A 26,538-nucleotide genomic window follows, 5' to 3' on the forward strand; every position below is an offset into this window, starting at 1 on the left:
CACCGATGACCGCTGTCTCCGGCACGTCCGGCGTGCCCGCTTCCGGAACCCCCCTCATCGGAGTCCTGGCCCTGCAGGGCGACGTACGGGAACACCTGACCGCGCTGACCCGGGCGGGCGCCCTGGCCCGGCCGGTCAGGCGGCCCGAGGAGCTCGCCGAGGTCGACGGGCTCGTGCTGCCCGGCGGCGAGTCCACCACGATGTCGAAGCTGGCCGTCCTCTTCGGCATGCTGGAGCCGCTGCGCGCGCGGGTCGCGGCAGGGATGCCCGTCTACGGCACCTGCGCAGGAATGATCATGCTCGCGGACAGGATCCTCGACCCCTCCCCGGGCTCCCGGCCCCCGCCGGACGGCGGGCCCCCCGTCTCCGCCCAGGAGACGGTCGGCGGCATCGACATGATCGTGCGCCGTAACGCTTTCGGGCGGCAGAACGAGTCCTTCGAGGTCGCCGTCGAGATGGCGGCGGTGCCGGGCGGACCCGTCGAGGGCGTCTTCATCCGGGCGCCCTGGGTCGAGTCGGTCGGCGCCCGCGCCGAGGTCCTCGCGGTGCACGGCGGACATATCGTGGCCGTACGCCAGGGAAACGCCCTGGCGACGTCGTTCCACCCGGAGCTGACCGGGGACCACCGTGTGCACGGGCTCTTCACCGACATGGTGCGCGCCGTGGGCTGATCCGACCCCGGTAGGATCTCTCGGGTTCGGATCGGTTTTGGTGACGCGAAGGAGAAGGCAGATGTCCGGCCACTCTAAATGGGCTACGACGAAGCACAAGAAGGCCGTGATCGACGCCAAGCGCGGCAAGCTCTTCGCGAAGATGATCAAGAACATCGAGGTCGCGGCCCGGACGGGCGGCGCCGACGTGTCCGGCAACCCGACCCTCTTCGACGCCATCCAGAAGGCCAAGAAGAGCTCGGTCCCGAACAAGAACATCGACTCGGCGGTCAAGCGCGGTGCCGGCCTGGAGGCCGGCGGCGCCGACTACGAGACGATCATGTACGAGGGTTACGGCCCGAACGGCGTCGCGGTGCTCATCGAGTGCCTCACCGACAACCGCAACCGTGCCGCGTCCGACGTGCGGGTCGCCATGACCCGCAACGGCGGCTCGATGGCGGACCCGGGCTCGGTCGCGTACCTGTTCAACCGCAAGGGCGTCGTGATCGTCCCCAAGGGCGAGCTGTCCGAGGACGACGTCCTCGGGGCCGTGCTCGACGCGGGTGCCGAGGAGGTCAACGACCTCGGCGACACGTTCGAGGTGCTCAGCGAGGCCACCGACATGGTCGCGGTCCGCACCGCACTGCAGGACGCCTCCATCGACTACGACTCGGCCGAGGCCAACTTCGTCCCGACCATGCAGGTCGAGCTCGACGAAGAGGGCGCGCGCAAGATCTTCAAGCTGATCGACGCGCTGGAGGACAGCGACGACGTGCAGAACGTCTTCGCCAACTTCGACGTCTCCGACGAGGTCATGGAGAAGGTCGACGCCTGAGGGCGGTCTGCCGCACCGACGGGCCGACGGGACACACCCCGTCGGCCCGTCGCATTGTCGGTGGGACCCGATAGCCTGCGGGAACAGGTGACCGAGCGGCAGAGGGGCCCTTTCGTGCGGGTGTTGGGCGTGGACCCGGGGCTGACCCGGTGCGGTGTCGGAGTCGTCGAGGGCGTCGCCGGCCGGCCGCTCACCATGGTCGGGGTCGGCGTCGTGCGGACCCCGGCCGACGCGGACCTCGGCCACCGGCTGGTCGGGATCGAGCGGGGCATCGAGCAGTGGCTCGACGAGCACCGCCCCGAGTTCGTCGCGGTGGAGCGGGTGTTCAGCCAGCACAACGTCTCCACGGTCATGGGCACCGCCCAGGCCAGCGCCGTCGCCATGCTCTGCGCGTCCCGCCGCGGCATCCCCGTCGCCCTGCACACCCCCAGCGAGGTCAAGGCCGCCGTCACCGGATCCGGACGCGCCGACAAGGCGCAGGTCGGGGCGATGGTGACCCGGCTGCTCCGGCTGGACGCGCCGCCCAGGCCCGCCGACGCCGCCGACGCCCTCGCCCTCGCCATCTGCCACATCTGGCGCGCACCCGCGCAGAACCGCCTGCAGCAGGCCGTCGCCGCCCATCGCACGCTGAAAGGCCGCACCGCATGATCGCCTTCGTCTCCGGCCCGGTGGCCGCACTCGCCCCGACCACGGCCGTCATCGAGGTCGGAGGCATCGGCATGGCCGTCCAGTGCACCCCCGACACCCTCGCCGGGCTGCGGATCGGCACGGACGCCCGGCTGGCCACCTCCCTGGTGGTCCGCGAGGACTCGCTCACCCTCTACGGCTTCGCGGACGACGACGAGCGCCAGGTCTTCGAACTGCTCCAGACCGCCAGCGGAGTGGGCCCCAGGCTCGCCCAGGCGATGCTCGCCACCCACCGCCCCGACGCCCTGCGCATCGCCGTCGCCACCGGCGACGAGAAGGCGCTGACCGCCGTGTCCGGCATCGGCAAGAAGGGCGCCCAGAAGCTCCTGCTGGAGCTCAAGGACCGGCTCGGCGAACCGGTCGGCGCGCGCATCGGGCAGCAGGGCATCGGCACGGCCGTCAGCTCCTCCTGGCGCGACCAGCTGCAGGCCGCCCTGATCGGCCTCGGCTACGCCATCCGGGAGGCCGACGAGGCGGTGGCCGCCGTGACACCGCAGGCCGAGGCCGCGCTCGCCGAGGGCGGCCAGGCCCCCGTGCCCCAGCTGCTCCGCGCGGCGCTGCAGACGCTCAACCGCGCACGCTGACCCCCGGGGCCCGCGCGCCCCGAACGCCGGCCGGGACACCGCACGGAACGGACCGGCACCGAAACACCCGAGGCGGGACTGACGAGATGAACTGGGACGAGACCGGGACCGACACCGGCGACCTCACCGACGAGCGGCCGGACGACCGGCTGGTCGACGCCGGGGCGGACGGCGAGGACACCGCGGTCGAGGCGGCCCTGCGCCCGAAGGACCTGCACGAGTTCGTCGGCCAGGAGAAGGTGCGCGAACAGCTCGACCTGGTCCTCAAGGCCGCCCGCGCACGCGGTGCCACCGCCGACCACGTCCTGCTCTCCGGCGCCCCCGGCCTGGGCAAGACCACCCTCTCCATGATCATCGCGGCCGAGATGGGCGCCCCGATCCGGATCACCTCGGGCCCCGCGATCCAGCATGCGGGCGACCTCGCGGCGATCCTCTCCTCCCTCCAGGAGGGCGAGGTCCTCTTCCTCGACGAGATCCACCGGATGTCGCGGCCCGCCGAGGAGATGCTCTACATGGCGATGGAGGACTTCCGGGTCGACGTCATCGTCGGCAAGGGCCCCGGCGCCACGGCCATCCCGCTGGAGCTGCCGCCCTTCACCCTCGTCGGCGCCACCACCCGGGCCGGACTGCTGCCGCCCCCGCTGCGCGACCGCTTCGGCTTCACCGGGCACATGGAGTTCTACGCCCCCACCGAGCTGGAGCGCGTCATCCACCGCTCCGCCGGTCTGCTCGACGTCGCCATAGACACCGCGGGCGCCGCGGAGATCGCCGGCCGCTCCCGCGGCACGCCCCGCATCGCCAACCGCCTGCTGCGCCGTGTCCGCGACTACGCCCAGGTCAAGGCCGAAGGGCGGATCGACCGGGACATCGCCGCAGCCGCCCTGCGGGTGTACGAGGTCGACGCCCGGGGGCTCGACCGGCTGGACCGCGCGGTGCTCGGCGCCCTGCTGAAGCTCTTCGGGGGCGGCCCCGTCGGCCTCTCCACGCTCGCGGTGGCCGTGGGGGAGGAGCGCGAGACGGTCGAGGAGGTCGCCGAGCCCTTCCTCGTACGGGAAGGACTGCTCGCGCGGACCCCGCGCGGCAGGGTCGCCACCCCCGCGGCGTGGGCGCACCTGGGGCTCGTGCCGCCGCAGCACGGCGTAAAGGGACAACAGGGCCTGTTCGGGGCGTGACGGCGGACGGGTTGGCCAGCAGGGGAACCCCGGTGCCATGCTGGACGTTGTTCCAACGATGCGGACTCGCCTAGACTCCGCCGATGCCGCCCGTATACAGGTCGGTGTTCCCACCCCCGTAGACCAGGCCGCGTGAATCAGCGTGGTCGTGCGAAGGAAGTTCCGTCCCGTGAGTCTCGTGACCCTCCTCCCCTTCATCGTGCTCATCGGGGCCATGTTCCTGATGACCCGGTCCGCCAAGAAGAAGCAGCAGGCGGCTGCGCAGATGCGCGACGACATGCAGCCCGGTACGGGCGTCCGGACGATCGGCGGCATGTACGCCACCGTCAAGGAGATCCAGGACGACACGGTTCTCCTTGAGGTCGCGCCCGGCGTCCACGCCGTCTACGCGAAGAACTCCATCGGTGCCGTCCTGGACGACGCGGAGTACAACCGCATCGTCCACGGCGACGTCGAGCTGGAGGGCGAGGGCACGGTCGTGCCCGACGACGCCTCCTCGCTCACCGACGGCGGCTCCGCGGACGAGGACGTCGCGAAGATCGACCTGGGCAAGAAGGCCGAGGACGACGCCGAGCCCAAGGGTTCCGAGGCCGAGGACGCCGAGGTCAAGGGTTCCGAGGCCAAGGACGCCAAGGCCGACGGCGAGGGCGAGGCGAAGTAGTTCCACGATCCCCGGACGCCGGACCCCTGCGGGTGTCCGGCGTCTCGCGGGCCGTGGGCCCTTCTGCGGGGTCGGGTCCCCACATCACTCAGTGGCCGCTCGGGCGCGCACCCGGCGCGGGGCGGTTGGACAGGGAGAAACGAAAAGGTGGCAGCACCGAAGAAAGGCCGGGGCTCAGCCGGTCAGGGCAGGCCGGGCCGCGCCCTGGCACTGATCCTCATCGCCATGGTCGCCCTGACCGGCGGGATGTTCCTGTCCGGTCACACCACGCCCCGGCTCGGTATCGACCTGGCCGGCGGCACGTCGATCACCCTCAAGGCGAAGAGCCAGCCCGGCAAGCCCGAGGCGATCAACGAGACCAACATGAACACCGCGGTCAGCATCATCGAACGCCGTGTCAACGGTCTGGGCGTCTCCGAGGCCGAGGTCCAGACCCAGGGCGCATCGAACATCATCGTCAACATCCCCAAGGGGACGAACTCGGCGCAGGCCCGGGAGCAGGTCGGCACCACCGCCCAGCTGTACTTCCGGCCCGTGCTCACGGTGACCGGCGGCGGACCCACGCCCGAGGGCTCCGCCAACCCGTCGGAGAGCGGTTCCGGGGAGCCGAGCGCCACGCCCAGTGCGAAGGCGAGCGACCCGGAGACGGCCTCGGACCCGAAGGCGACCCCCTCGGCGAGCGCCACCACGCAGGGCCGTGCCGTGACCGGCGCCCTGAAGAAGGACGCCACGCCGACCCCCTCGGGCACCGGCGGGTCGGACGCCCCCGCGGCGACCGAGACGCCCGACGCGGCGACCGCGGCGCTCCAGAAGAAGTTCACCGAGCTGGACTGCACCGACAAGGCGGCCCGCGCGGCCGCGGGCGACGGCGTCAAGCCCGAGGACCCCACGGTCGCGTGCAGCTCCGAGGGTGACGCCAAGTACCTCCTCGGCCCGGCCGAGGTCTCCGGTACGGACGTCGACGACGCGAAGGCGCAGTTCGACCAGCAGCGCGGCATCTGGCTCGTCTCGATGCAGTTCACCGACAAGGGCTCCAAGAAGTTCCAGTCGATCACCAAGAAGCTGTCGACGCAGCAGTCGCCGCAGAACCAGTTCGCGATCTCCCTCGACGGCGAGGTCGTCTCGGCGCCCCAGGTGAACGAGGCGCTCAGCGGCAGTGCGGAGATCTCCGGCAGCTTCACCCAGCAGTCGGCCGAGGACCTGGCCAACGTCCTGTCCTACGGTGCGCTCCCGCTGTCCTTCAGCGAGGACACCGTCACGACCGTCACCGCCGCACTCGGCGGCGAGCAGCTGGAGGCCGGCCTCATCGCCGGCGCCATCGGTCTGGCCCTGGTCGTCATCTACCTGGTCGCCTACTACCGCGGCCTGGCGCTCATCGCGCTCCTCAGCCTGCTGGTCTCCGGCGTCCTGACCTACACGATCATGGCTCTGCTGGGCCCGGCCATCGGCTTCGCGCTGAACCTCCCGGCCGTCTGCGGTGCGATCGTGGCGATCGGTATCACCGCGGACTCGTTCATCGTCTACTTCGAACGCATCCGGGACGAGATCCGCGAGGGCCGCACCCTGCGTCCGGCCGTCGAGCGCGCCTGGCCCCGGGCCCGGCGCACCATCCTCGTGTCCGACTTCGTGTCGTTCCTCGCGGCGGCCGTGCTCTTCCTCGTCACCGTCGGCAAGGTCCAGGGCTTCGCGTTCACGCTCGGTCTCACGACCCTGCTCGACGTCGTCGTGGTGTTCCTCTTCACCAAGCCCGTCATGACACTGATGGCCCGCACCTCGTTCTTCGGCGGCGGTCACCCGTGGTCCGGTCTGGACCCGAAGCGGCTCGGCGCCAAGCCGCCGTTGCGCCGCTCGCGCCGCGTCAACGCCCGCACCGACCACCCGAAGGAGGCGTGAGATGTCGCGACTCGGCAATCTCGGCGCCCGGCTCTACCGTGGCGAGGTCGGTTACGACTTCATCGGCAAGCGCAAGATCTGGTACGGCGTCTCGATCCTGATCACCATCACGGCCATCCTCGGCCTGGCGGTCAGCGGCCTGAACATGGGCATCGAGTTCAAGGGCGGTGCCGTCTTCACGACGGACACCAAGGCCAAGGTGTCGGTCTCCCAGGCCCACGACGACGCGGTCGCGGCCTCCGGCCACGAGGCGATCGTCCAGGAGCTCGGCAACGGCGGCCTCCGGATCCAGATCACCGAGGTCGACACCCAGAAGGCCGACCAGATCAAGACCCAGCTCTCCGAGGACCTCGGCATCCCCGAGTCCAAGATCAACGCGGACCTGGTCGGACCCAGCTGGGGCGAGCAGATCGCCAACAAGGCCTGGGCGGGCCTCGGCATCTTCATGGTCCTCGTGGTGGTCTACCTGGCCATCGCCTTCGAGTGGCGGATGGCCGTCGCCGCCCTCGTCGCGCTGATCCACGACATCACCATCACCGTCGGTGTCTACGCCCTCGTCGGCTTCGAGGTCACCCCGGGCACCGTCATCGGTCTGCTGACCATCCTCGGTTACTCCCTCTACGACACGGTCGTCGTGTTCGACAGCCTCAAGGAGGGCACGCAGGGGATCACCAAGCAGACCCGCTGGACCTACAGCGAGATCGCCAACCGCTCCATCAACGGCACGCTGGTGCGCTCCATCAACACCACCGTGGTGGCGCTGCTGCCGGTCGCCGGTCTGCTGTTCATCGGCGGCGGTGTCCTCGGCGCCGGCATGCTGAACGACATCTCGCTGTCGCTCTTCGTCGGCCTCGCCGCCGGTGCGTACTCCTCGATCTTCATCGCCACCCCGCTGGTCGCCGACCTCAAGGAGCGCGAGCCGCAGATAAAGGCACTGAAGAAGCGGATCCTCGCCAAGCGGGCCGCCGCGGCCGCCAAGGGCGAGTCCGCCGAGGACGAGCGCGAGGACCCGGCCGACGAGGCCGAGCCCGCGGGTGCGGTCGTCGGGCAGCGCCGCCAGCCCGGGGGCCACGGCCGGGCTCCGAGGAACCGTCGATGACGAGCACGAGCGTCACCGACGCGACCCGGGAGCTCCTGCTCAGCCGGATCCGCGACGTACCGGACTATCCGAAGCCCGGAGTGCTGTTCAAGGACATCACCCCGCTGCTCGCGGACCCGGTCGCCTTCGCCGCGCTCACCGACTTCTTCGTGGAGCTGTGCGTGCGGCACGGCGCCACCAAGATCGTGGGCCTGGAGGCGCGCGGCTTCATCCTGGCCGCGCCGGTCGCCGTCCGGGCCGGGATCGGGTTCGTCCCCGTCCGCAAGGCCGGGAAGCTGCCCGGCGCCACCCTCGGACAGGCGTACGAGCTGGAGTACGGCACCGCGGAGATCGAGATCCACGCCGAGGACCTGTCCGCCGACGACCGGGTCATGGTCATCGACGACGTCCTGGCCACCGGTGGCACGGCCGAGGCCTCGCTGGAGCTCATCCGGCGGGCCGGTGCAGAGGTCGCCGGAGTTTCGGTGCTCATGGAGCTGGGCTTCCTCCTCGGCCGCGACCGGCTCGGGGCGGGGCTGCGGAACGCCCCGCTGGAGGCTCTGATCACCCTCTGACCTGCGCCGCGCGAGCACGGCGCGCGTAGGGACGCACAGGACGGGTATCCGGGAACATCCGGATACCCGTCCTGCGTCCGTGCGGGGTTCCGCGGTCCCCGGGCGAGGACATGCCCGGAGATCGATACCATGGGCTATCCGGCAGCCCGGATCCGCACGAGGAGCGCTCTTGCCAGACGAGGCCCAGCCAGTCGCCGCCCCGCAGCCCGAACGGCCCGCGGCGGACTCCGCCACGCCCGGCGGGACGCAGCCCGGCGGGCGTGGCGCCTCCGGGTCCGCCGACCGCCCCGCGCAGGGTTCCGCACCGGACCCGGCAGCCCGGCCGCCCGCGGCCGACCCGGCCCCGCCCACGGCGGCGAAGCCGGGGCCGCCTCCCGGCGTGAAGGCGGCACCGTCCTCCGGCGCGAAGACATCCGCGCCCGGCTCGGGTTCCGCGCCGGCGCCCGGTTCAGGTTCCGCTCCCCAGGAGAAGCCCGCCCCCGCCTCCGGTACGGAGGGGGCGCCCGGCTCGGGTTCCGCGCCGGCGTCCGGCTCGGGTTCCGCGCCCGCGTCCGGAGAGAAGGCCACCTTCGGCTCGGGTTCCGCGCCCGCGTCCGGAGAGAAGGCCACCTCCGGCTCGGGTTCCGCGCCCCAGCAGAAGCCCGCCCCCGCGTCCGGGGCGCAGAAGCCCCCGGCGCCCGCAGCGAAGTCCCCGGCCCGGCCCGCCGCCGGCGCACCGGCCGCGTCCGCGCGCTCCGGCGGCTCCTCCAGCCGGGTCCGGGCCCGCCTCGCCCGTCTGGGCGTACAGCGCTCCAGCCCGTACAACCCGGTGCTCGAACCCCTCCTGCGGACGGTCCGCAGCAATGACCCCAAGATCGAGTCCGCCACCCTGCGCCAGATCGAGCGCGCCTACCAGGTCGCCGAGCGCTGGCACCGGGGGCAGAAGCGCAAGAGCGGCGACCCGTACATCACCCACCCGCTCGCCGTCACCACGATCCTCGCCGAGCTCGGCATGGACCCGGCGACGCTCATGGCGGGGCTGCTGCACGACACGGTCGAGGACACCGAGTACGGCCTGGACACCCTGCGCAAGGACTTCGGCGACCAGGTCGCGCTGCTCGTCGACGGCGTCACCAAGCTCGACAAGGTCAAGTTCGGTGAGGCCGCCCAGGCGGAGACCGTGCGCAAGATGGTCGTCGCCATGGCCAAGGACCCCCGGGTCCTGGTCATCAAGCTCGCCGACCGGCTGCACAACATGCGCACCATGCGCTACCTCAAGCGGGAGAAGCAGGAGAAGAAGGCCCGCGAGACCCTGGAGATCTACGCGCCGCTGGCCCACCGCCTGGGCATGAACACCATCAAGTGGGAGCTGGAGGACCTCGCCTTCGCGATCCTCTACCCCAAGATGTACGACGAGATCGTCCGCCTCGTCGCCGAGCGGGCGCCGAAGCGCGACGAGTACCTCGCCATAGTGACCGACGAGGTCCAGGCCGACCTGCGCGCCGCCCGCATCAAGGCCACCGTCACCGGACGGCCGAAGCACTACTACAGCGTCTACCAGAAGATGATCGTGCGGGGGCGCGACTTCGCCGAGATCTACGACCTGGTGGGCATCAGGGTCCTCGTCGACACGGTCCGCGACTGCTACGCGGCGCTCGGCACCGTCCACGCCCGGTGGAATCCGGTGCCCGGGCGGTTCAAGGACTACATCGCGATGCCCAAGTTCAACATGTATCAGTCGCTGCACACCACGGTGATCGGTCCCAGCGGCAAGCCCGTCGAGCTCCAGATCCGGACCTTCGACATGCACCGGCGCGCCGAGTACGGCATCGCCGCGCACTGGAAGTACAAGCAGGAGGCCGTGGCGGGCGCCTCCAAGGTGCGCACCGACGTCCCCCGGAACACGGGCGGCCGCGGGCAGGACACCGTCAACGACATGGCGTGGCTGCGCCAGCTCCTGGACTGGCAGAAGGAGACCGAGGACCCCAGCGAGTTCCTGGAGTCCCTGCGCTTCGACCTGTCGCGCAACGAGGTCTTCGTCTTCACGCCGAAGGGCGACGTGATAGCGCTGCCCGCCGGCGCGACTCCGGTCGACTTCGCGTACGCCGTCCACACGGAGGTCGGACACCGCACCATAGGAGCCCGGGTCAACGGGCGGCTCGTCCCGCTGGAGTCGACCCTCGACAACGGTGACCTGGTGGAGGTCTTCACCTCCAAGGCGGCCGGCGCCGGGCCCTCCCGCGACTGGCTCCAGTTCGTCAAGTCGCCCCGGGCCCGCAACAAGATCCGGGCCTGGTTCTCCAAGGAACGGCGCGACGAGGCGATCGAGCAGGGCAAGGACGCCATCGCGCGGGCCATGCGCAAGCAGAACCTGCCGATCCAGCGCATCCTCACGGGCGACTCCCTGGTCACGCTGGCCCACGAGATGCGCTACCCCGATATCTCGTCGCTGTACGCGGCGATCGGTGAGGGGCATGTCGCCGCCGCGGGCGTCGTCCAGAAGCTCGTCCAGGCGCTCGGCGGCGAGGACGCCGCCAACGAGGACCTGGCGGAGAGCTCCCCGCCCTCGCACGGACGCAGCAAGCGCCGGTCCAAGGGCGACCCCGGTGTCGTCGTCAAGGGCGTCGAGGACGTCTGGGTCAAGCTGGCCCGCTGCTGCACCCCGGTGCCCGGCGACCCGATCATCGGGTTCGTCACCCGGGGGAGCGGCGTCTCCGTGCACCGCGCGGACTGCGTCAACGTCGACTCGCTCTCGCAGCAGCCCGAGCGGATCCTCGACGTCGAATGGGCGCCCACCCAGTCGTCCGTCTTCCTGGTCGCCATCCAGGTGGAGGCGCTCGACCGGTCCCGGCTGCTCTCCGACGTCACCCGCGTGCTGTCCGACCAGCACGTGAACATCCTGTCGGCGGCCGTGCAGACCTCCCGCGACCGGGTGGCCACCTCGCGCTTCACCTTCGAGATGGGCGACCCGAAGCACCTGGGGCACGTCCTGAAGGCCGTACGCGGCGTGGAGGGCGTCTACGACGTCTACCGGGTCACCTCGGCGCGCCGGCCGTAGCCGCAGCCGCCGGGGCGGCCCTCAGGGACCGCCCCGGCCCCTGGCGGGCGACACCCGCCGGTCCCTGGGTCACGGCCGGTCGTAGCGGTGGCAGTGGGCGGGGCCCCGGGGCCCGCCCACGGCGTCTGTCGGCCGACAGACGCCGGTCCCTGCGGTCACGGCAGGTCGTAGCGGCAGCCGTCCGCCCGTCCCTCGGGACCGCCCGGTCTCTGCGGCACGGGCCCCCGCCGGTCTCCGGGCACATGCGCCCTCCTCGGTGCGCCGGCCTCGGGTCCCGGCACGGGAAGAGGACCGGTTCCCGGATCCGCCGCACGGCAACGGCCGCCGAGGCACGCGTCCACGGCCCGTGCAGCCGAGGTGCCCGCCCCAGGCCCGCCCCGGCCCTGCGCCCCGGCCTGTGGCAGCGCCCCGCCACCGGCCTCGCTCCCCGGCCTATGGCGTCGCCCCGCCCTGGCCCATGGCCGCACCCCGCCCCAGGGCCGCGCCCCGGCGCCCCGGTGGCTGACGCACGACGAGGGGCCCGTGCACACGACGCGTGCACGGGCCCCTCGTCGTGCCGGGGAGAACGCGGCTCAGCCGCCGAACTCCTCCAGGCCCTTCAGCGCCTGGTCCAGCAGGGCCTGGCGGCCCTCGAGCTCACGGGAGAGCTTGTCGGCCCGGGCGTTGTTGCCCGAGGCGCGCGCCGTGTCGATCTGCGTACGCAGCTTGTCGACGGCCGCCTGGAGCTGACCGGTCAGGCCCTCGGCACGGGCCCGTGCCTCCGGGTTCGTCCGGCGCCACTCGGACTCCTCGGCCTCCTGGAGCGCGCGCTCCACCGCCTGCACCCGGCCCTCGACCTTCGGGCGGGCGTCACGCGGGACATGGCCGATGGCCTCCCAGCGCTCGTTGATGGAGCGGAACGCCGCCCTGGCGGCCTTCAGGTCCTTCACCGGGACCAGCTTCTCGGCCTCGGTGGCGAGCTCCTCCTTGAGCTTGAGGTTCTCGCCCTGCTCGGCGTCGCGCTCGGCGAAGACACCGCTGCGGGCGCCGAAGAAGACGTCCTGGGCGCCGCGGAAGCGGTTCCACAGCTCGTCCTCGGCCTCGCGCTGGGCGCGTCCGGCCGCCTTCCACTCGGTCATCAGGTCGCGGTAACGCGCGGCCGTCGTGCCCCAGTCGGTCGAGCCGGAGAGCGACTCGGCCTCGGCGACCAGCCTCTCCTTGACCTTGCGCGCCTCCTCGCGCTGGGCGTCCAGCGCGGCGAAGTGGGCCTTGCGGCGCTTGGAGAAGGCGGAACGGGCATGCGAGAAGCGGTGCCAGAGCTCGTCGTCGGACTTGCGGTCCAGACGCGGCAACCCCTTCCACGTGTCGACCAGCGCCCGCAGACGCTCACCGGCCGAACGCCACTGCTCGCTCTGCGCCAGCTCCTCGGCCTCGACGACGAGCGCCTCCTTGGCCTGACGGGCCTCGTCGGTCTGCTTCGCCTTCTGGGCCTTGCGCTCCTCGCGCCGCGAGTCGACCGTCGCGACGAGCGCGTCCAGCCGCTTGCCGAGCGCGGCGAGGTCCCCGACGGCGTGGTGCTCGTCCACCTGCTGCCGCAGGTGGTCGATCGCCGCCGTGGCGTCCTTCGCCGAGAGGTCGGTGGTCTTCACCCGCCGCTCCAGGAGGCCGATCTCGACCACCAGGCCCTCGTACTTGCGCTCGAAATAAGCCAGTGCCTCCTCGGGGGAACCGGCCTGCCACGATCCGACGACCTGCTCGCCCTCGGCCGTACGCACGTACACGGTGCCCGTCTCGTCGACACGGCCCCACGGGTCGCTGCTCACAGCGCCTCCTCCACCTGATGCATCGAGGGGGTTGGCCCCCCGTGCATCGTCCACAGTTTCCTGGGGCGGGCAGCGCCCGCCCTCCACCACGCCAATCTAGGCGACCGGCCGCCCGGCTGTCCGCACTCAGCGCGGCTGAAATTCTCCGGTACCCTCCCGGAGCCTCCGGCCGGGCGGCCGCCCGTGGCGTCAGGCCTTGTCGACCTTCACCTTCTCGATCGTGACGGCCTTCTTCGGAGCACCGTCGGCCGCACCCTCGGCGACACCCGCCGCGGCGACCTTCTCGACCGCCTTCAGGCCGGCGTCGTCCATGGTGCCGAACGGCGTGTAGTTGGGGGGCAGTTTGGTGTCCTTGTAGACCAGGAAGAACTGGCTCCCGCCGGTCCCCGGCTGGCCGGTGTTGGCCATCGCGACGGTGCCCTTGGGATAGGTCACCGAACCGTCGTCACCCGGCTTGCCCAGCGAGGTCAGGTTCTCGTCCGGGATCGTGTAGCCGGGGCCGCCCGTCCCGTCGCCCTTCGGGTCGCCGCACTGGAGGACGAAGATGCCCTCGGTGGTCAGCCGGTGACACTTCGTGTCGTCGAAGTACCCCTTGTCCGCGAGGGCCTTGAAGGAGTTCGTGGTGTGCGGGGTCTTCGCCGCGTCCATCGTGATGCCGATGTCGCCCTGGCTCGTCGTGAGCGACATCGTGTACGAGGCCTTCTTGTCGATCTTCATCGCGGGCTCGGGCGCGCTGCTCTCGCTCTCCGAGGGCGACGCCGACGGGCTCGCCTCGGCCTTCGCCGAGCTCTTCACGTCGTCCCCGTCGAACGTGAGCCAGGCGCCGACCCCGATGACCGCAACCACGGCCACCGAGGAGGCGATGATCACCGTGAGACGCCTCGTCCTGCGGCGCGCTTCCTCCCGGCGCTGCTGCTGCCGCTCGAACTTCTCCCGGGCGAGCTGCCGCCGCCGCTGATCGCTGCTGACCACCGGATGGTCTCCTTGTGCGTCGTGTGATCGGACCTGGAATGCCCGTACGGTATATGGGTTAGCTGTGGAATGAGGAGCGCCGGTAGTCTCGGGTCTGCCGCACGACCCTCCGCGGCCCTCCTCGTCGGACGACACCTTAAGGACGATCGTGCTCATTGCCGGGTTCCCCGCCGGGGCCTGGGGGACCAACTGCTACCTGGTCGCCCCCGCCGCCGGCGAGGAGTGCGTGATCATCGACCCGGGGCACCAGGCCGCCCAGGGCGTCGAGGAAGCGCTGAAGAAGCATCGGCTCAAGCCCGTCGCCGTCGTCCTCACCCACGGCCACATCGACCACGTCGCCTCGGTGGTGCCCGTGTGCGGGGCCCACGACGTCCCCGCCTGGATCCATCCCGAGGACCGCTACATGATGAGCGACCCCGAGAAGGGGCTGGGACGCTCCATCGGGATGCCGCTGATGGGCGAGCTGACCGTCGGTGAGCCGGACGACGTGAAGGAACTGTCCGACGGTGCGGCGCTGAAGCTCGCCGGCATGGAGTTCGGCGTCGCGCACGCACCGGGCCATACCAAGGGGTCGGTGACGTTCCGGATGCCCGAGGTCGCGGACGTACCGCAGATCCTCTTCTCGGGCGACCTGCTCTTCGCCGGCTCCGTCGGACGCACCGACATGCCCGGCGGCGACCACACCGAGCTGCTCGAGTCCCTGGCCCGCGTGTGCCTGCCGCTCGACGACTCGACCGTGGTGCTGTCCGGCCACGGCCCCCAGACGACCATCGGCCGCGAGCGCGCCTCCAATCCGTACCTGCACGGACTGGACGCGCCCCGCCGAGGAATGTGACGAGAGAAAAGACCTGTGAGCACCTTCCGGGCCCCCAAGGGCACGTACGACCTGACCCCGCCCCGCTCCGCGAAGTTCCTCGCGGTGCGCGAGGCCATCGCCTCGCCCCTGAAGCACTCCGGCTACGGATACATCGAGACCCCCGGCTTCGAGGACGTCGCGCTGTTCGCCCGGGGCGTCGGCGAGTCCACCGACATCGTGTCCAAGGAGATGTACGCCTTCGAGACCAAGGGCGGCGACAAGCTCGCGCTGCGCCCCGAGGGCACCGCGTCCGTGCTGCGCGCCGCCCTGGAGGCCAACCTCCACAAGGCGGGCAACCTCCCCGTCAAGCTCTGGTACTCGGGCTCGTACTACCGCTACGAGCGTCCGCAGGCGGGCCGCTACCGCCACTTCTCGCAGGTGGGCGCCGAGGCCATCGGCACGGAGGACCCCGCACTCGACGCCGAGCTGATCATCCTCGCCGACCAGGCCTACCGCTCGCTCGGCCTCACGGAGTTCCGCATCCTGCTGAACTCGCTGGGTGACAAGGAGTGCCGGCCCGTCTACCGCGAGGCGCTCCAGACGTTCCTGCGGGACCTCGACCTCGACGAGGAGACCCGCCGGCGCATCGAGATCAACCCGCTGCGGGTCCTCGACGACAAGCGGCCCGACGTCCAGAAGCAGCTGACCGGTGCCCCGATGCTGCGCGATTTCCTCTGCGACGCCTGCAAGGCGTACCACGAGGAGGTCCGCGACCTGCTGACGGCCGCGGGCGTCGCCTACGAGGACGACGAGAAGCTGGTCCGCGGCCTCGACTACTACACCCGCACGACCTTCGAGTTCGTCCACGACGGCCTGGGCTCCCAGTCCGCGGTGGGCGGCGGCGGACGCTACGACGGTCTGTCCGAGATGATCGGCGGCCCCGCGCTGCCGTCCGTCGGCTGGGCCCTCGGCGTGGACCGCACGGTGCTCGCCCTGGAGGCCGAGGGCGTCGAACTCGACATCCCCGCCCCGACCGGCGTCTACGCGGTGCCGCTCGGCGAGGAGGCGCGGCGGGTGCTCTTCGGCCTGGTCACCGAACTGCGCAAGGCCGGCGTCGCGACCGACTTCGCGTTCGGCGGCCGGGGCCTCAAGGGCGCCATGAAGAGCGCGAACCGCTCCGGTGCCCGCTACACGGTCGTGGCCGGGGAGCGGGACCTCGCCGAGGGCAACGTCCAGCTCAAGGACATGGAGTCGGGCGAGCAGGAGGCCGTGGCCGTCGACGAACTGGTCACGGTGATCCGGGCCAGGCTGACCGCCTGAGCCGACCCGCCCGTCCGCACCCGTGCCCGCCCGGTCCGACCGGGCGGGCACGCCCCTGTCCGGCACCTGGTCCGGCGGGCCCTCCGTCAACCCGGAGGCGGCGGATTCATCCTGTGGGGCGATCTTGATCGGGGAGCGCTGACGGCCGCCCGCGGAAGAGGCGACCACGCGACGGAGGTGCCCCGCGCCGCCCTGACGCACCGGCCCCATCCGTGTGCCGGCGCCCCGGCCCGCACCACCCCGGCCGGGACGCCCGGCGCGTCCGCGGGGCTGATCCGCAGGTCGGGACGGGGCCGGAGCGGTGGGGCGGCCCGGACGCCCGCCCGGCCCGCGCACCCCGGCCACCCGGTCCGCCGTCCGGCGCGGCTCCGCCGCAGCACCGGGCCGCGGTCCCGGTCCGCGCACACCTTTATGGCCATCGAACGGATGGGCGTGCCGACGGTGCGGCACAATGACGGAGCCCGGCTGGCTACTCAGTGATGGAACGGCGATATGACGATGGCAGCGGTAGACCACCCCTCCTCACGGCAGGACGAGGACAACGGGGCGAAGACCTTCGGCGGCAGTCGCGCGCTCGCACTGCTGCTGGTGATCACGGGAGCGGCCGGGCTGCTCGCCGCCTGGGTGATCACGATCGACAAGTTCAAGCTGCTGGAGGACCCGAGCTTCACCCCGGGCTGCAGCCTGAACCCGGTCGTCGCGTGCGGCAACATCATGAAGAGCGAGCAGGCGTCCGCCTTCGGCTTCCCCAACCCGATGCTCGGCATCGCCACCTACTCCGTGGTCATCGGCATCGGCATGGCGCTCCTGGCGGGCGCCCGCTTCCGCGCCTGGTACTGGCTGGGCCTCAACGCGGGCACGCTGTTCGGCGTCGGCTTCTGCACCTGGCTGCAGTACCAGTCGCTGTACAACATCAACTCGCTGTGCCTGTGGTGCTGCCTGGCCTGGGTCGCCACCATCGTCATGTTCTGCTACGTCACCACGCACAACATCCGGCACGGCATCCTGCCCGCCCCCGCCTGGCTCCGGAACACCCTCACCGAGTTCCCCTGGGTGCCGCCGGTGCTCTGGATCGGGATCATCGGCATGCTGATCCTGACCCGCTGGTGGGACTTCTGGACCAGCTGACGCACCGGGCGGTCCTGTCGGTGGGGTGACATAGGCTTTCCCGCGTGGAGCCCGACCTCTTTACCGCAGCCGCCGAAGACCGCCAGGAGAAGGACCCGTCCAGCAGCCCCCTCGCTGTCCGGATGCGTCCTCGCACGCTGGACGAGGTCGTCGGCCAGCAGCACCTGCTCAAGCCGGGCTCGCCGCTGCGCCGCCTCGTCGGCGACGGCGGCTCGGGCCCCGCCGGGCCCTCGTCGGTGATCCTCTGGGGTCCGCCCGGCACGGGCAAGACGACCCTGGCGTACGTCGTCAGCAAGGCCACCAACAAGCGCTTCGTCGAGCTCTCCGCGATCACCGCCGGTGTCAAGGAGGTCCGGGCGGTCATCGAGGGCGCGCGCCGCGCCACCGGCGGCTACGGCAAGGAGACCGTCCTCTTCCTCGACGAGATCCACCGCTTCTCCAAGGCCCAGCAGGACTCGCTGCTCCCCGCCGTGGAGAACCGCTGGGTCACCCTCATCGCGGCCACCACCGAGAATCCGTACTTCTCGATCATCTCCCCGCTGCTGTCGCGCTCCCTGCTCCTCACCCTGGAGCCGCTCGGCGACGACGACCTGCGCGCCCTGCTGCGCCGGGCCGTGGAGGACGAGCGGGGGCTGGCCGGAGCCGTCACGCTCCCCGAGGACGCCGAGGCGCACCTGCTGCGGATCGCCGGCGGGGACGCCCGGCGGGTGCTGACCGCGCTGGAGGCCGCCGCCGGAGCGGCACTCTCCAAGCACGAGGACGCGATCACCCTGGAGACGCTGGAGGAGACGGTCGACCGCGCCGCCGTGAAGTACGACCGGGACGGCGACCAGCACTACGACGTGGCGAGCGCCCTGATCAAGTCGATCCGCGGGTCCGACGTGGACGCCGCGCTGCACTACCTGGCCCGGATGATCGAGGCGGGGGAGGACCCGCGCTTCATCGCCCGGCGGCTGATGATCTCCGCCAGCGAGGACATCGGGCTGGCCGACCCGACGGCACTGCCCACGGCGGTGGCCGCCGCCCAGGCCGTCGCCATGATCGGCTTCCCCGAGGCGGCGCTCACCCTCAGCCACGCCACGATCGCCCTCGCCCTCGCCCCCAAGTCGAACGCGGCGACCCTGGCGGTCTCCGCCGCCCAGGAGGACGTGCGACGGGGACTCGCCGGCCCGGTCCCCGCCCATCTGCGCGACGGCCACTACAAGGGCGCCGCCAAGCTGGGCCACGCCCAGGGATACGTCTACCCGCACGACGTCCCGGGCGGGATCGCCGCCCAGGAGTACGCCCCGGACGCCGTCCGCGGCAGGCGCTACTACGAACCCACCCGGTACGGCGCCGAGGCGCGCTACGCCGACGTGGCGGAGCGGGTCCGCGAGCGCCTCGGCCGGACCGATCCCGGGGGCGCGGCCTCCTCGTGACGGCGGCGGCTCAGCAGGCCGCCGCCTCGAAGAGCACGTGCATCGCCCGGCGCAGCTCGCCGACGTCGCGCACGGGCTCGGGAAACTCGAAGCGCGCGTCGAAGCAGGCCTGGCCGCCCTCGACGAAGCGCACCCGGAGGCCGAAGCGGTCGACCGCCAGCGGGACGGCGTCGAGCCGGTGCTCCGGGCAGCCGCACGCGTCCCGGTCGCCGAGCAGCGAGGACAGGGTGGCCATCCGGTCACCGTGGGCGGCGTGCAGGTGCTGGAGGAGTTCGGTCTCGTGCGCGGTCAGCGGGTCGGCGACGGCGTCCCGGAAGTCCTCCGGCTCCACCTCGTCGAAGCCCCACAGATCGTCGACCGAGGCCTCCCCGGTCTCCAGCCGGAGCATCGTCCGGCCCGGCTCCGCGAGCCCCGGCACCGCGGTGAGCCAGCCGGCGACCCGGGCCCGTCCGCGGATCCGGTGGGGCACGGAGACCGGGGCGACGTCGGTGATCTCCAGCACAGCGGTCAGCTCGTCGCCCTGGGCCCGCGTCGCGGCCCGTACGACCGGGGATTCCGCGGGGAAACCGAGGAACAGGTCGCCCTCGGGACCGATGCTCCGGCTGACCGGCATCGACTGGTCCGGGTGGATCACCGACAGCCCCGGTACGATCAGCACGGCGGAGCAGGTACTCTGTACGAGAGTTCGTGTGCGCTCGGCTGCTGACGGCATCCGAGTGTTTTCAAGCCCGCTGGGACGCGGCTGACCACGATCAGATCGGCCTTCCGTCGTTACGGCGCCCTCGTGTGCGCCGTCGCTGTCTGTGCTGTCCGTGACGTGTGTGGTGTTCCCAGGGCGAGACATGCGATCTCCTTGAGTAAGGTAAGCCTAACCTAACCTACAACGGAGGTCTGGAGAACGTGCCTAACCAGTCGCGTCCCAAGGTCAAGAAGTCGCGTGCCCTCGGCATCGCCCTGACGCCGAAGGCTGTCAAGTACTTCGAAGCCCGCCCCTACCCGCCGGGCGAGCACGGCCGTGGCCGCAAGCAGAACTCGGACTACAAGGTCCGTCTGCTCGAGAAGCAGCGTCTCCGCGCGCAGTACGACATCAGCGAGCGCCAGATGGCGCGTGCCTACGACCGCGCCCGCAAGGCCGAGGGCAAGACGGGCGAGGCGCTGGTCGTCGAGCTCGAGCGCCGTCTCGACGCCCTGGTCCTGCGTTCGGGCATCGCCCGCACCATCTACCAGGCCCGTCAGATGGTCGTCCACGGCCACATCGAGGTCAACGGCGGCAAGGTCGACAAGCCGTCCTTCCGCGTGCGTCCCGACGACGTCGTGCAGGTCCGCGAGCGCAGCCGCTCCAAGGTCCCCTTCCAGGTGGCCCGTGAGGGTGGTTACGACACCGACGGCGAGACCCCGCGCTACCTCCAGGTGAACCTGAAGGCCCTGGCCTTCCGCCTGGACCGTGACCCGAACCGCAAGGAAATCCCGGTCATCTGCGACGAGCAGCTCGTCGTCGAGTACTACGCCCGCTGACGCAGGCGCAGCGCTCAACCGAGCTCGGGCCCGCCCCTCCCTGATGTACGGGAGGCGGCGGGCCTTCGCGTGTCCCCGACGGGTCCCGGCCCGGCGGCCCCCGCTCCGGACGCGCCCGGTCCGGGTGTTCCCTCCGGATCCGGACCGCCGTCCGCCGGGCCCGCCCCGTGCTCCGCGGCGCCCCGGAGCGCCCGCGCCACCGCGGCCCGGGTGTCCAGCCGGCGGCCCGACCCGCGCTCCCTCTCGTACCGGGCGTCGCCGAGTTCCGCCCTCGACCGTGACTCGCACTCGGTCCGCGGCACGCCGTAGTGCGCGGAGCCGAACAGCGGCAGGCCCACCGAGGGCCAGATCCGGTCCGCGGCTCCCTGGAGCGCCGCGGCCCCGGCCGCGTCGCCCTCGGTCACCGTGACGAGGGCCAGCAGCTCCAGGGAGAGGACCGTCCCCAGCAGGTCGTGGAAGGTGTGCGCGATGGTCAGCGCCTCGCCGAGCATCCGGCGCGCCCGCCCGTTCCGCCCCGACCGCAGGGCCGCGTAGCCCAGGACGTACAGCGCGTAGGCCAGGGTCCAGCGCTCGCCGCGGTCCTCGCAGATCTCGCGGACCTCCTCGCAGATCGCCGCCGCCGCCTCCAGGCCGCCGCGGAACGCGACGGCCATGCCCAGCTCGACCTGGGCCATCAGCACATTGCTGTTCAGCTCACCGATCTCCCGGTAGCGCCCCAGCGCCTCGCGCAGCAGTTCCTCGGCGCGGATCGGGTCGTCCGTGACCATCGAGAGACAGCCCGTGCGGTGCACGGCGTAGGCCACCGCGGCAGCGTCCCCCGAGCGCTCCCCCTCCTCACGGCACTCCTGCAGCGCCGACACCGCGCCCACCGGATCCCCCTGCAGCACCGCCACGTAGCCGAGCACCCACAGGGCCTTCAGTCGCGAGTGGTCGTACGGGGAGTCCTCCTCCAGCACCTGGTCCAGCCAGTGGCGGCCCTCGGCGAGGCGGCCGCAGCCCGCCCAGAAGAACCACAGCGTGCCCGCCAGGTACTGCGCGAGATGGACCTCCTCCGGGCTCTCCATCGAACACTCCATCGCCCGGCGGAGATTGGGCAGATCGCTGTCGATCCGGGCCGCGGCCTCCGCCTGCCGGGGGCTGAACCAGTCGAGTTCGCACCAGGTCGCCAGCCCGAGGTACCAATCCCGGTGCCTGCGGCGCAGCCGGTCGGCGTCCCCGGTGGCCCGCAGCCACTCGGCGCCGTACTCCCGCACGGTGTCCAGCAGCCGGTAGCGGCAGCCGAGCGCCGAGTCCTCGCGCAGCACCAGGGACTGCGCCAGCAGTTCGTCCAGCACGTCGAGCACCGAGTCGGCGGGCAGGTCCGGGCCGCTGCAGATGTACTCGACCGCCTCCAGGTCGAACTGCCCGGCGAACACGGAGAGCCGCGCCCACAGCAGGCGCTGTCCGGGAGCGCACAGCTCATGGCTCCAGCCGATCGCCGTGCGCAGCGTCCGGTGCCGGGAGAGCGCGCTCGGACTGCCCCCGGTCAGCAGCTTGAAGCGGTCGTCGAGACGGTGCAGCACCTGCCCCGGCGTCAGGGCCCGCAGCCGTCCTGCGGCGAGTTCCAGGGCCAGCGGGATGCCGTCGAGCCGGCGGCAGAGCTCCCGCGCGGTCTCCCGGTCGCCGTCGCTCAGCGGGATGCCGGGCCGTACCGAGGCGGCGCGCCGGACGAAGAGTTCCAGGGCGTCGTCGTCCGTCATCGGCGGGAGGGAGAAGGTGACTTCGCCGTCGACCCGCAGCGGCCGGCGGCCGGCCGCGAGCACCCGGAGGCCGGGGGCCCGGCGCAGCAGGTCCCGCAGGAGCTCGGCGCACGGGCCGGCGAGATGCTCGAAGCCGTCGATCACCAGCAGGAGCCGGCGGGCCGCGCAGTACTCCGCCAGCACCGCGCGGGGCGGCCGGCGGGTGTGGTCGGTGAGCCCCAGGGCGTCGACCAGGGTGTGCACGAGCAGACCCGGATCGTGGACGTCGGAGAGCTCGGCGATCCACACGCCGTCGCAGTACCGTTTCTCCATCAGAGCGGCGGCCCGGGCGGCGAGACGGCTCTTGCCGACCCCGGCGACCCCGGCGACGGTGACCAGCCGGGAACCGTCCAGCAGCGCGAGCAGCGCGGCCAGTTCGGCGTCGCGCCCCACGAAGGTGTTCAGCTCCGCCGGGAGGTTTCCGCGCACGGACGCGGGCTCCGTGTCGTCGGGCGTGGGGGAGGGGAGCTGAGGGCGTCGCATGGAACACGCAGAGTACTGGCACATAAGCTCTCCGTACAATCTCCCCTTTCCGGGGCCCGCGGCGCCCGCCCGGAATCCGGTACGGGGTGTGACGCCCGGCGCGATAGGCTCGGGGGGACGACGATCGGCAGAGGTGGCAGGAAGCCCCGGCCGGCCGGCGGAAGACAGGTACCGGCGGGGGAGGACCCCGGCCGATGCGGGTGACGAGCAGAGAGCGGTGCACTGTGTCCGGTGGAGAGGTGGCCGGCATCCTGGTGGCCGTCTTCTGGGCGATCCTGGTCTCCTTCCTCGCCGTGGTTCTGGTGAGACTGGCCCAGACGCTCAGGGCGACGACGGCGCTGGTGGCGGACGTGACGGAGCAGGCGGTCCCGCTGCTCGCCGACGCCTCCGCCACCCTGCGTTCCGCGCAGACCCAGCTGGACAAGGTCGACGCCATCGCGAGCGACGTCCAGGAGGTCACCTCCAACGCCTCCGCGCTCTCCACCACGGTCGCCTCGACGTTCGGCGGTCCGCTGGTGAAGGTCGCCGCGTTCGGCTACGGAGTGCGGCAGGCGATCGGCCGCCGCACCGCGGCCGAACCGGAGCAGGACCGCCGTGCCGCCCGCCGCACCGTGATCGTCGGCCGAACCGTGCCGTCCGCCCGTGACAGGAAGCGGGCCGGCCGCCGAAGCTCCCGCGGACAGAAGGACTGACCCAGCGATGTTCCGCCGTACGTTCTGGTTCACCGCCGGCGCAGCCGCCGGTGTGTGGGCCACCACCAAGGTCAACCGCAAGATCCGGCAGCTGACCCCCGAGAGCCTCGCGGCGCAGGCCGCCGACAAGGCGATCGAGGCGGGTCACCGGATGAAGGACTTCGCCCTCGACGTGCGCGAGGGCATGGTCAGGCGCGAGGCCGAACTCGGTGACGCCCTGGGGATCGAGGCTCCGGCCGTCCCCGGCCCCGTCGCCCACCGCGCACTTCCCTCCCACTCGAACAACCGGAATGAGGACCACTGATGGAGTCGGCTGAAATCCGCCGCCGCTGGCTGAGCTTTTTCGAGGAGCGCGGTCACACCGTCGTGCCTTCGGCGTCGCTCATCGCGGACGACCCGACTCTGCTGCTGGTCCCCGCGGGCATGGTCCCCTTCAAGCCGTACTTCCTCGGCGAGGTCAAGCCGCCCGCCCCGCGCGTCACCAGCGTGCAGAAGTGCGTCCGCACGCCGGACATCGAAGAGGTCGGCAAGACCACGCGGCACGGCACCTTCTTCCAGATGTGCGGCAACTTCTCCTTCGGCGACTACTTCAAGGAAGGCGCCATCGAGTTCGCCTGGGAGGCTCTGACGAGCCCGGTGGCGGACGGCGGCTTCGGCCTCGACCCCGAGCGCCTGTGGATCACGGTCTACCTGGACGACGACGAGGCCGAGCAGATCTGGCGCGAGAAGATCGGCGTCCCCGCCGAGCGCATCCAGCGCCTGGGCAAGAAGGACAACTTCTGGTCCATGGGCGTCCCCGGCCCCTGCGGCCCGTGCTCGGAGATCAACTACGACCGCGGTCCCGAGTTCGGCGTCGAGGGCGGCCCGGCCGTCAACGACGAGCGCTACGTGGAGATCTGGAACCTGGTCTTCATGCAGTACGAGCGCGGCGCCGGCGACGGCAAGGAGGACTTCCCGATCCTCGGCGACCTGCCGTCGCAGAACATCGACACGGGGCTCGGCCTCGAACGCCTGGCCATGATCCTGCAGGACGTACAGAACATGTACGAGACGGACACCCTGCGCGTCGTCATGGACAAGGCCACCGAGCTCACCGGTGTGCGCTACGGCGCCGACCAGGGCTCCGACGTCTCGCTCCGCGTCGTCGCCGACCACATCCGCACCTCCGTCATGCTCATCGGCGACGGTGTCACCCCCGGCAACGAGGGCCGCGGCTACGTCCTGCGCCGCATCATGCGCCGCGCCATCCGCAACATGCGGCTGATGGGCGCCACCGGCCCGGTCGTCCGCGAGCTCGTCGACGTCGTCGTGGAGAACATGGGGCAGCAGTACCCGGAGCTGATCACCGACCGCAAGCGCATCGAGACCGTCGCCCTCGCGGAGGAGGCCGCCTTCCTCAAGGCCCTCAAGGGCGGCACGAACATCCTCGACACCGCCGTCACCGAGACCAAGGCCGCCGGCGGCAGGATCCTGGCCGGTGACAAGGCGTTCCTGCTCCACGACACCTGGGGCTTCCCGATCGACCTCACGCTGGAGATGGCCGCCGAACAGGGCCTCTCGGTCGACGAGGACGGCTTCCGCCGTCTGATGAAGGAGCAGCGGGAGCGCGCCAAGGCCGACGCCAAGGCCAAGAAGACCGGTCACGCCGACCTGTCCGCCTACCGCGAGGTGGCCGACAACTCCGGCGTCACCGAGTTCACCGGCTACACCTCCACCGAGGGCGAGTCGAAGATCGTCGGCCTGCTCGTCGACGGCGTGCCCTCGCCCGCCGCCTCCGAGGGCGACGAGGTCGAGGTCGTCCTCGACCGCACCCCCTTCTACGCGGAGGGCGGCGGCCAGCTCGCCGACCAGGGCCGGATCCGGCTCGACAGCGGCGCCGTCATCCAGATCCGCGACGTCCAGCAGCCGGTCCCGGGCGTCTCCGTGCACAAGGGCGCGGTGCAGGTCGGCGAGGTGACGGTCGGCGCCTCCGCCTACGCCGCCATCGACAACACCCGCCGCCGCGCCATCGCGCGCGCCCACAGCGCCACGCACCTCACGCACCAGGCGCTGCGCGACGCTCTCGGCCCGACGGCCGCCCAGGCCGGTTCGGAGAACTCGCCCGGCCGCTTCCGCTTCGACTTCGGTTCGCCCGCCGCCGTCCCCGGCACGGTCCTCACCGACGTCGAGCAGAAGATCAACGAGGTCCTCGCCCGGGAACTCGACGTCCAGGCCGAGGTCATGTCCATCGACGACGCCAAGAAGCAGGGCGCCATCGCCGAGTTCGGCGAGAAGTACGGCGAGCGGGTCCGCGTCGTCACCATCGGGGACTTCTCCAAGGAGCTGTGCGGTGGCACGCACGTGCACAACACCGCCCAGCTGGGGCTGGTGAAGCTGCTCGGCGAGTCGTCGATCGGCTCCGGGGTGCGCCGCATCGAGGCCCTCGTCGGCGTCGACGCGTACCACTTCCTCGCCCGGGAGCACACGGTCGTCGCCCAGCTCCAGGAGCTGCTCAAGGGCCGTCCCGAGGAACTCCCCGAGAAGATCTCCGGCATGCTCGGCAAGCTGAAGGACGCCGAGAAGGAGATCGAGAGGTTCCGCGCGGAGAAGGTCCTCCAGGCCGCCGCCGGACTCGTCGAGTCGGCCAGGGACGTGCGCGGGGTCGCGCTCGTCACCGGACAGGTGCCGGACGGCACCGCGGCCGACGACCTGCGCAAGCTGGTCCTCGACGTGCGCGGGCGCATCCAGGGCGGCCGGCCGGCCGTCGTGGCCCTGTTCACCACCGTCAACGGCCGCCCGCTGACGGTCATCGCCACCAACGAGGCGGCCCGCGAGCGCGGCCTCAAGGCCGGTGACCTGGTGCGCACCGCCGCCAAGACCCTCGGCGGCGGTGGCGGCGGCAAGCCGGACGTCGCCCAGGGCGGCGGCCAGAACCCGGACGCCATCGGTGACGCCGTCGCCGCGGTCGAGCGCCTCGTCACCGAGACGGCATGACGTCCGGCACGGCGCCCATGCGGCGGGGACGGCGACTCGCCGTCGACGTCGGCGACGCCCGTATCGGGGTCGCCTCGTGCGACCCCGACGGGATCCTCGCCACGCCGGTGGAGACCGTGCCGGGACGTGACGTCCCGGCCGCCCACCGGCGGCTCGGACAGATCGTCGAGGAGTACGAGCCGATCGAGGTCATCGTCGGTCTGCCCCGTTCGCTGGGCGGCGGCGAGGGTCCGGCCGCGGCCAAGGTCCGCGCCTTCGCCCAGGTGTTCGCCCGGGCGATCGCGCCGGTCCCGGTGCGCCTCCTGGACGAGAGGATGACCACAGTGACGGCCACCCAGGGGCTGCGCGCTTCGGGCGTGAAGTCCAAGAAGGGCCGGTCTGTCGTGGATCAGGCTGCCGCTGTGGTGATCCTCCAGAACGCTCTGGAGTCCGAACGGGCGTCAGGTGCTGCGCCGGGCGAGGGCGTCGAAGTGGTTGTCTGATCGCGAT

General features: G+C 71.7%; 23 protein-coding genes. 19 read left to right on the top strand and 4 right to left on the bottom strand.

Annotation, left to right across the window (positions count from 1 at the left end; genetic code table 11):
- The first annotated feature begins 5 nt into the window (after positions 1–5).
- The 10 genes from pdxT to ABZ172_RS06645 all read left to right on the top strand — a co-directional run bounded on the left by pdxT (position 6) and on the right by ABZ172_RS06645 (position 11,172).
- A complete protein-coding gene (gene pdxT, locus ABZ172_RS06600) occupies positions 6–671 on the top strand; it encodes a pyridoxal 5'-phosphate synthase glutaminase subunit PdxT (RefSeq protein WP_356880813.1) in 666 nt (221 codons plus the stop codon).
- Positions 672–732: 61 nt separating this feature from the next.
- Positions 733–1,485, top strand: coding sequence for a YebC/PmpR family DNA-binding transcriptional regulator (locus ABZ172_RS06605; protein ID WP_356880815.1), 753 nt, complete (start codon positions 733–735; stop codon positions 1,483–1,485).
- Between the two features lie 114 nt (positions 1,486–1,599).
- Complete coding sequence (gene ruvC, locus ABZ172_RS06610) at positions 1,600–2,133, top strand: crossover junction endodeoxyribonuclease RuvC (protein WP_356880817.1); 534 nt, start codon at positions 1,600–1,602, stop codon at positions 2,131–2,133.
- Positions 2,130–2,756, top strand: a complete 627-nt coding sequence (ruvA, locus tag ABZ172_RS06615; RefSeq protein WP_356880819.1) for a Holliday junction branch migration protein RuvA — start codon at positions 2,130–2,132, stop codon at positions 2,754–2,756. Before ruvC ends, ruvA begins: the two co-directional genes overlap by 4 nt.
- Before the next feature lie 86 nt (positions 2,757–2,842).
- A complete protein-coding gene (gene ruvB / locus ABZ172_RS06620) occupies positions 2,843–3,928 on the top strand; it encodes a Holliday junction branch migration DNA helicase RuvB (RefSeq protein ID WP_356880821.1) in 1,086 nt (361 codons plus the stop codon).
- Between the two features lie 169 nt (positions 3,929–4,097).
- The gene (gene yajC / locus ABZ172_RS06625; protein WP_356880823.1) at positions 4,098–4,589 is read left to right on the top strand and encodes a preprotein translocase subunit YajC; all 492 of its coding nucleotides are present in this window, start codon (positions 4,098–4,100) and stop codon (positions 4,587–4,589) included.
- Positions 4,590–4,736: 147 nt separating this feature from the next.
- Positions 4,737–6,482 (top strand): protein translocase subunit SecD, encoded by a 1,746-nt coding sequence (gene secD / locus ABZ172_RS06630; protein WP_356880825.1) that lies wholly within the window; start codon positions 4,737–4,739, stop codon positions 6,480–6,482.
- 1 nt (position 6,483) lies between these two features.
- Positions 6,484–7,581, top strand: coding sequence for a protein translocase subunit SecF (gene secF / locus ABZ172_RS06635; RefSeq protein WP_356880827.1), 1,098 nt, complete (start codon positions 6,484–6,486; stop codon positions 7,579–7,581).
- Positions 7,578–8,135, top strand: coding sequence for an adenine phosphoribosyltransferase (locus ABZ172_RS06640; RefSeq protein ID WP_356880829.1), 558 nt, complete (start codon positions 7,578–7,580; stop codon positions 8,133–8,135). Before secF ends, ABZ172_RS06640 begins: the two co-directional genes overlap by 4 nt.
- Before the next feature lie 169 nt (positions 8,136–8,304).
- Positions 8,305–11,172, top strand: a complete 2,868-nt coding sequence (locus tag ABZ172_RS06645; RefSeq protein WP_356880831.1) for a RelA/SpoT family protein — start codon at positions 8,305–8,307, stop codon at positions 11,170–11,172.
- A gap of 572 nt (positions 11,173–11,744) precedes the next feature.
- Here ABZ172_RS06645 and ABZ172_RS06650 read toward each other — a convergent pair.
- Together ABZ172_RS06650 and ABZ172_RS06655 are read right to left on the bottom strand one after the other, a co-directional pair.
- Positions 11,745–12,974: a DUF349 domain-containing protein gene (locus ABZ172_RS06650; protein WP_356880833.1), complete on the bottom strand. Its 1,230-nt coding sequence runs from the start codon at positions 12,972–12,974 to the stop codon at positions 11,745–11,747.
- A 189-nt stretch (positions 12,975–13,163) separates the two neighbouring features.
- Complete coding sequence (locus ABZ172_RS06655; protein WP_356880835.1) at positions 13,164–13,946, bottom strand: peptidylprolyl isomerase; 783 nt, start codon at positions 13,944–13,946, stop codon at positions 13,164–13,166.
- Between the two features lie 148 nt (positions 13,947–14,094).
- Here ABZ172_RS06655 and ABZ172_RS06660 point away from each other — a divergent pair, with 148 nt between their 5' ends.
- From ABZ172_RS06660 to ABZ172_RS06675, 4 genes are all read left to right on the top strand, one after another.
- Positions 14,095–14,781, top strand: coding sequence for an MBL fold metallo-hydrolase (locus ABZ172_RS06660; protein ID WP_356880837.1), 687 nt, complete (start codon positions 14,095–14,097; stop codon positions 14,779–14,781).
- 15 nt (positions 14,782–14,796) lie between these two features.
- Entirely contained in the window at positions 14,797–16,062 is a 1,266-nt protein-coding gene (gene hisS, locus ABZ172_RS06665) for a histidine--tRNA ligase (protein ID WP_356880839.1), read from the top strand.
- Between the two features lie 492 nt (positions 16,063–16,554).
- The gene (locus ABZ172_RS06670) at positions 16,555–17,190 is read left to right on the top strand and encodes a vitamin K epoxide reductase family protein (protein WP_356880841.1); all 636 of its coding nucleotides are present in this window, start codon (positions 16,555–16,557) and stop codon (positions 17,188–17,190) included.
- A 44-nt stretch (positions 17,191–17,234) separates the two neighbouring features.
- Positions 17,235–18,608 carry a replication-associated recombination protein A gene (locus tag ABZ172_RS06675; protein WP_356880843.1) on the top strand — a complete coding sequence of 458 codons (1,374 nt, stop codon included), beginning with the start codon at positions 17,235–17,237 and terminating at the stop codon, positions 18,606–18,608.
- Between the two features lie 10 nt (positions 18,609–18,618).
- Here the strand turns inward: ABZ172_RS06675 and ABZ172_RS06680 are convergent, their stop codons facing one another.
- Positions 18,619–19,320: a DUF2470 domain-containing protein gene (locus ABZ172_RS06680; protein WP_356880845.1), complete on the bottom strand. Its 702-nt coding sequence runs from the start codon at positions 19,318–19,320 to the stop codon at positions 18,619–18,621.
- Positions 19,321–19,508: 188 nt separating this feature from the next.
- On the opposite strand from ABZ172_RS06680, the gene rpsD reads away from it, so the two are divergent.
- A complete protein-coding gene (rpsD, locus tag ABZ172_RS06685; RefSeq protein ID WP_014157362.1) occupies positions 19,509–20,123 on the top strand; it encodes a 30S ribosomal protein S4 in 615 nt (204 codons plus the stop codon).
- A gap of 14 nt (positions 20,124–20,137) precedes the next feature.
- Here the strand turns inward: rpsD and ABZ172_RS06690 are convergent, their stop codons facing one another.
- A complete protein-coding gene (locus ABZ172_RS06690) occupies positions 20,138–22,384 on the bottom strand; it encodes an AAA family ATPase (protein ID WP_356880847.1) in 2,247 nt (748 codons plus the stop codon).
- 239 nt (positions 22,385–22,623) lie between these two features.
- Here ABZ172_RS06690 and ABZ172_RS06695 point away from each other — a divergent pair, with 239 nt between their 5' ends.
- Genes ABZ172_RS06695 through ruvX form a run of 4 tightly spaced genes read left to right on the top strand, consistent with a single transcriptional unit; the run spans position 22,624 to position 26,531 of the window.
- On the top strand, positions 22,624–23,076 hold the full coding sequence (locus ABZ172_RS06695; RefSeq protein WP_356880904.1) for a DUF948 domain-containing protein: 453 nt from the start codon (positions 22,624–22,626) through the stop codon (positions 23,074–23,076).
- A 7-nt stretch (positions 23,077–23,083) separates the two neighbouring features.
- The gene (locus ABZ172_RS06700; RefSeq protein WP_356880849.1) at positions 23,084–23,380 is read left to right on the top strand and encodes a DUF6167 family protein; all 297 of its coding nucleotides are present in this window, start codon (positions 23,084–23,086) and stop codon (positions 23,378–23,380) included.
- Entirely contained in the window at positions 23,380–26,049 is a 2,670-nt protein-coding gene (gene alaS, locus ABZ172_RS06705) for an alanine--tRNA ligase (RefSeq protein ID WP_356880851.1), read from the top strand. Before ABZ172_RS06700 ends, alaS begins: the two co-directional genes overlap by 1 nt.
- Entirely contained in the window at positions 26,046–26,531 is a 486-nt protein-coding gene (ruvX, locus tag ABZ172_RS06710) for a Holliday junction resolvase RuvX (protein ID WP_356880855.1), read from the top strand. The genes alaS and ruvX overlap by 4 nt, the downstream gene beginning before the upstream one ends.
- Positions 26,532–26,538: the final 7 nt, after the last annotated feature.

It is taken from the genome of Streptomyces sp. NPDC006296 (genome assembly GCF_040613235.1).
Classification (GTDB): Bacteria; Actinomycetota; Actinomycetes; order Streptomycetales; family Streptomycetaceae; genus Streptomyces.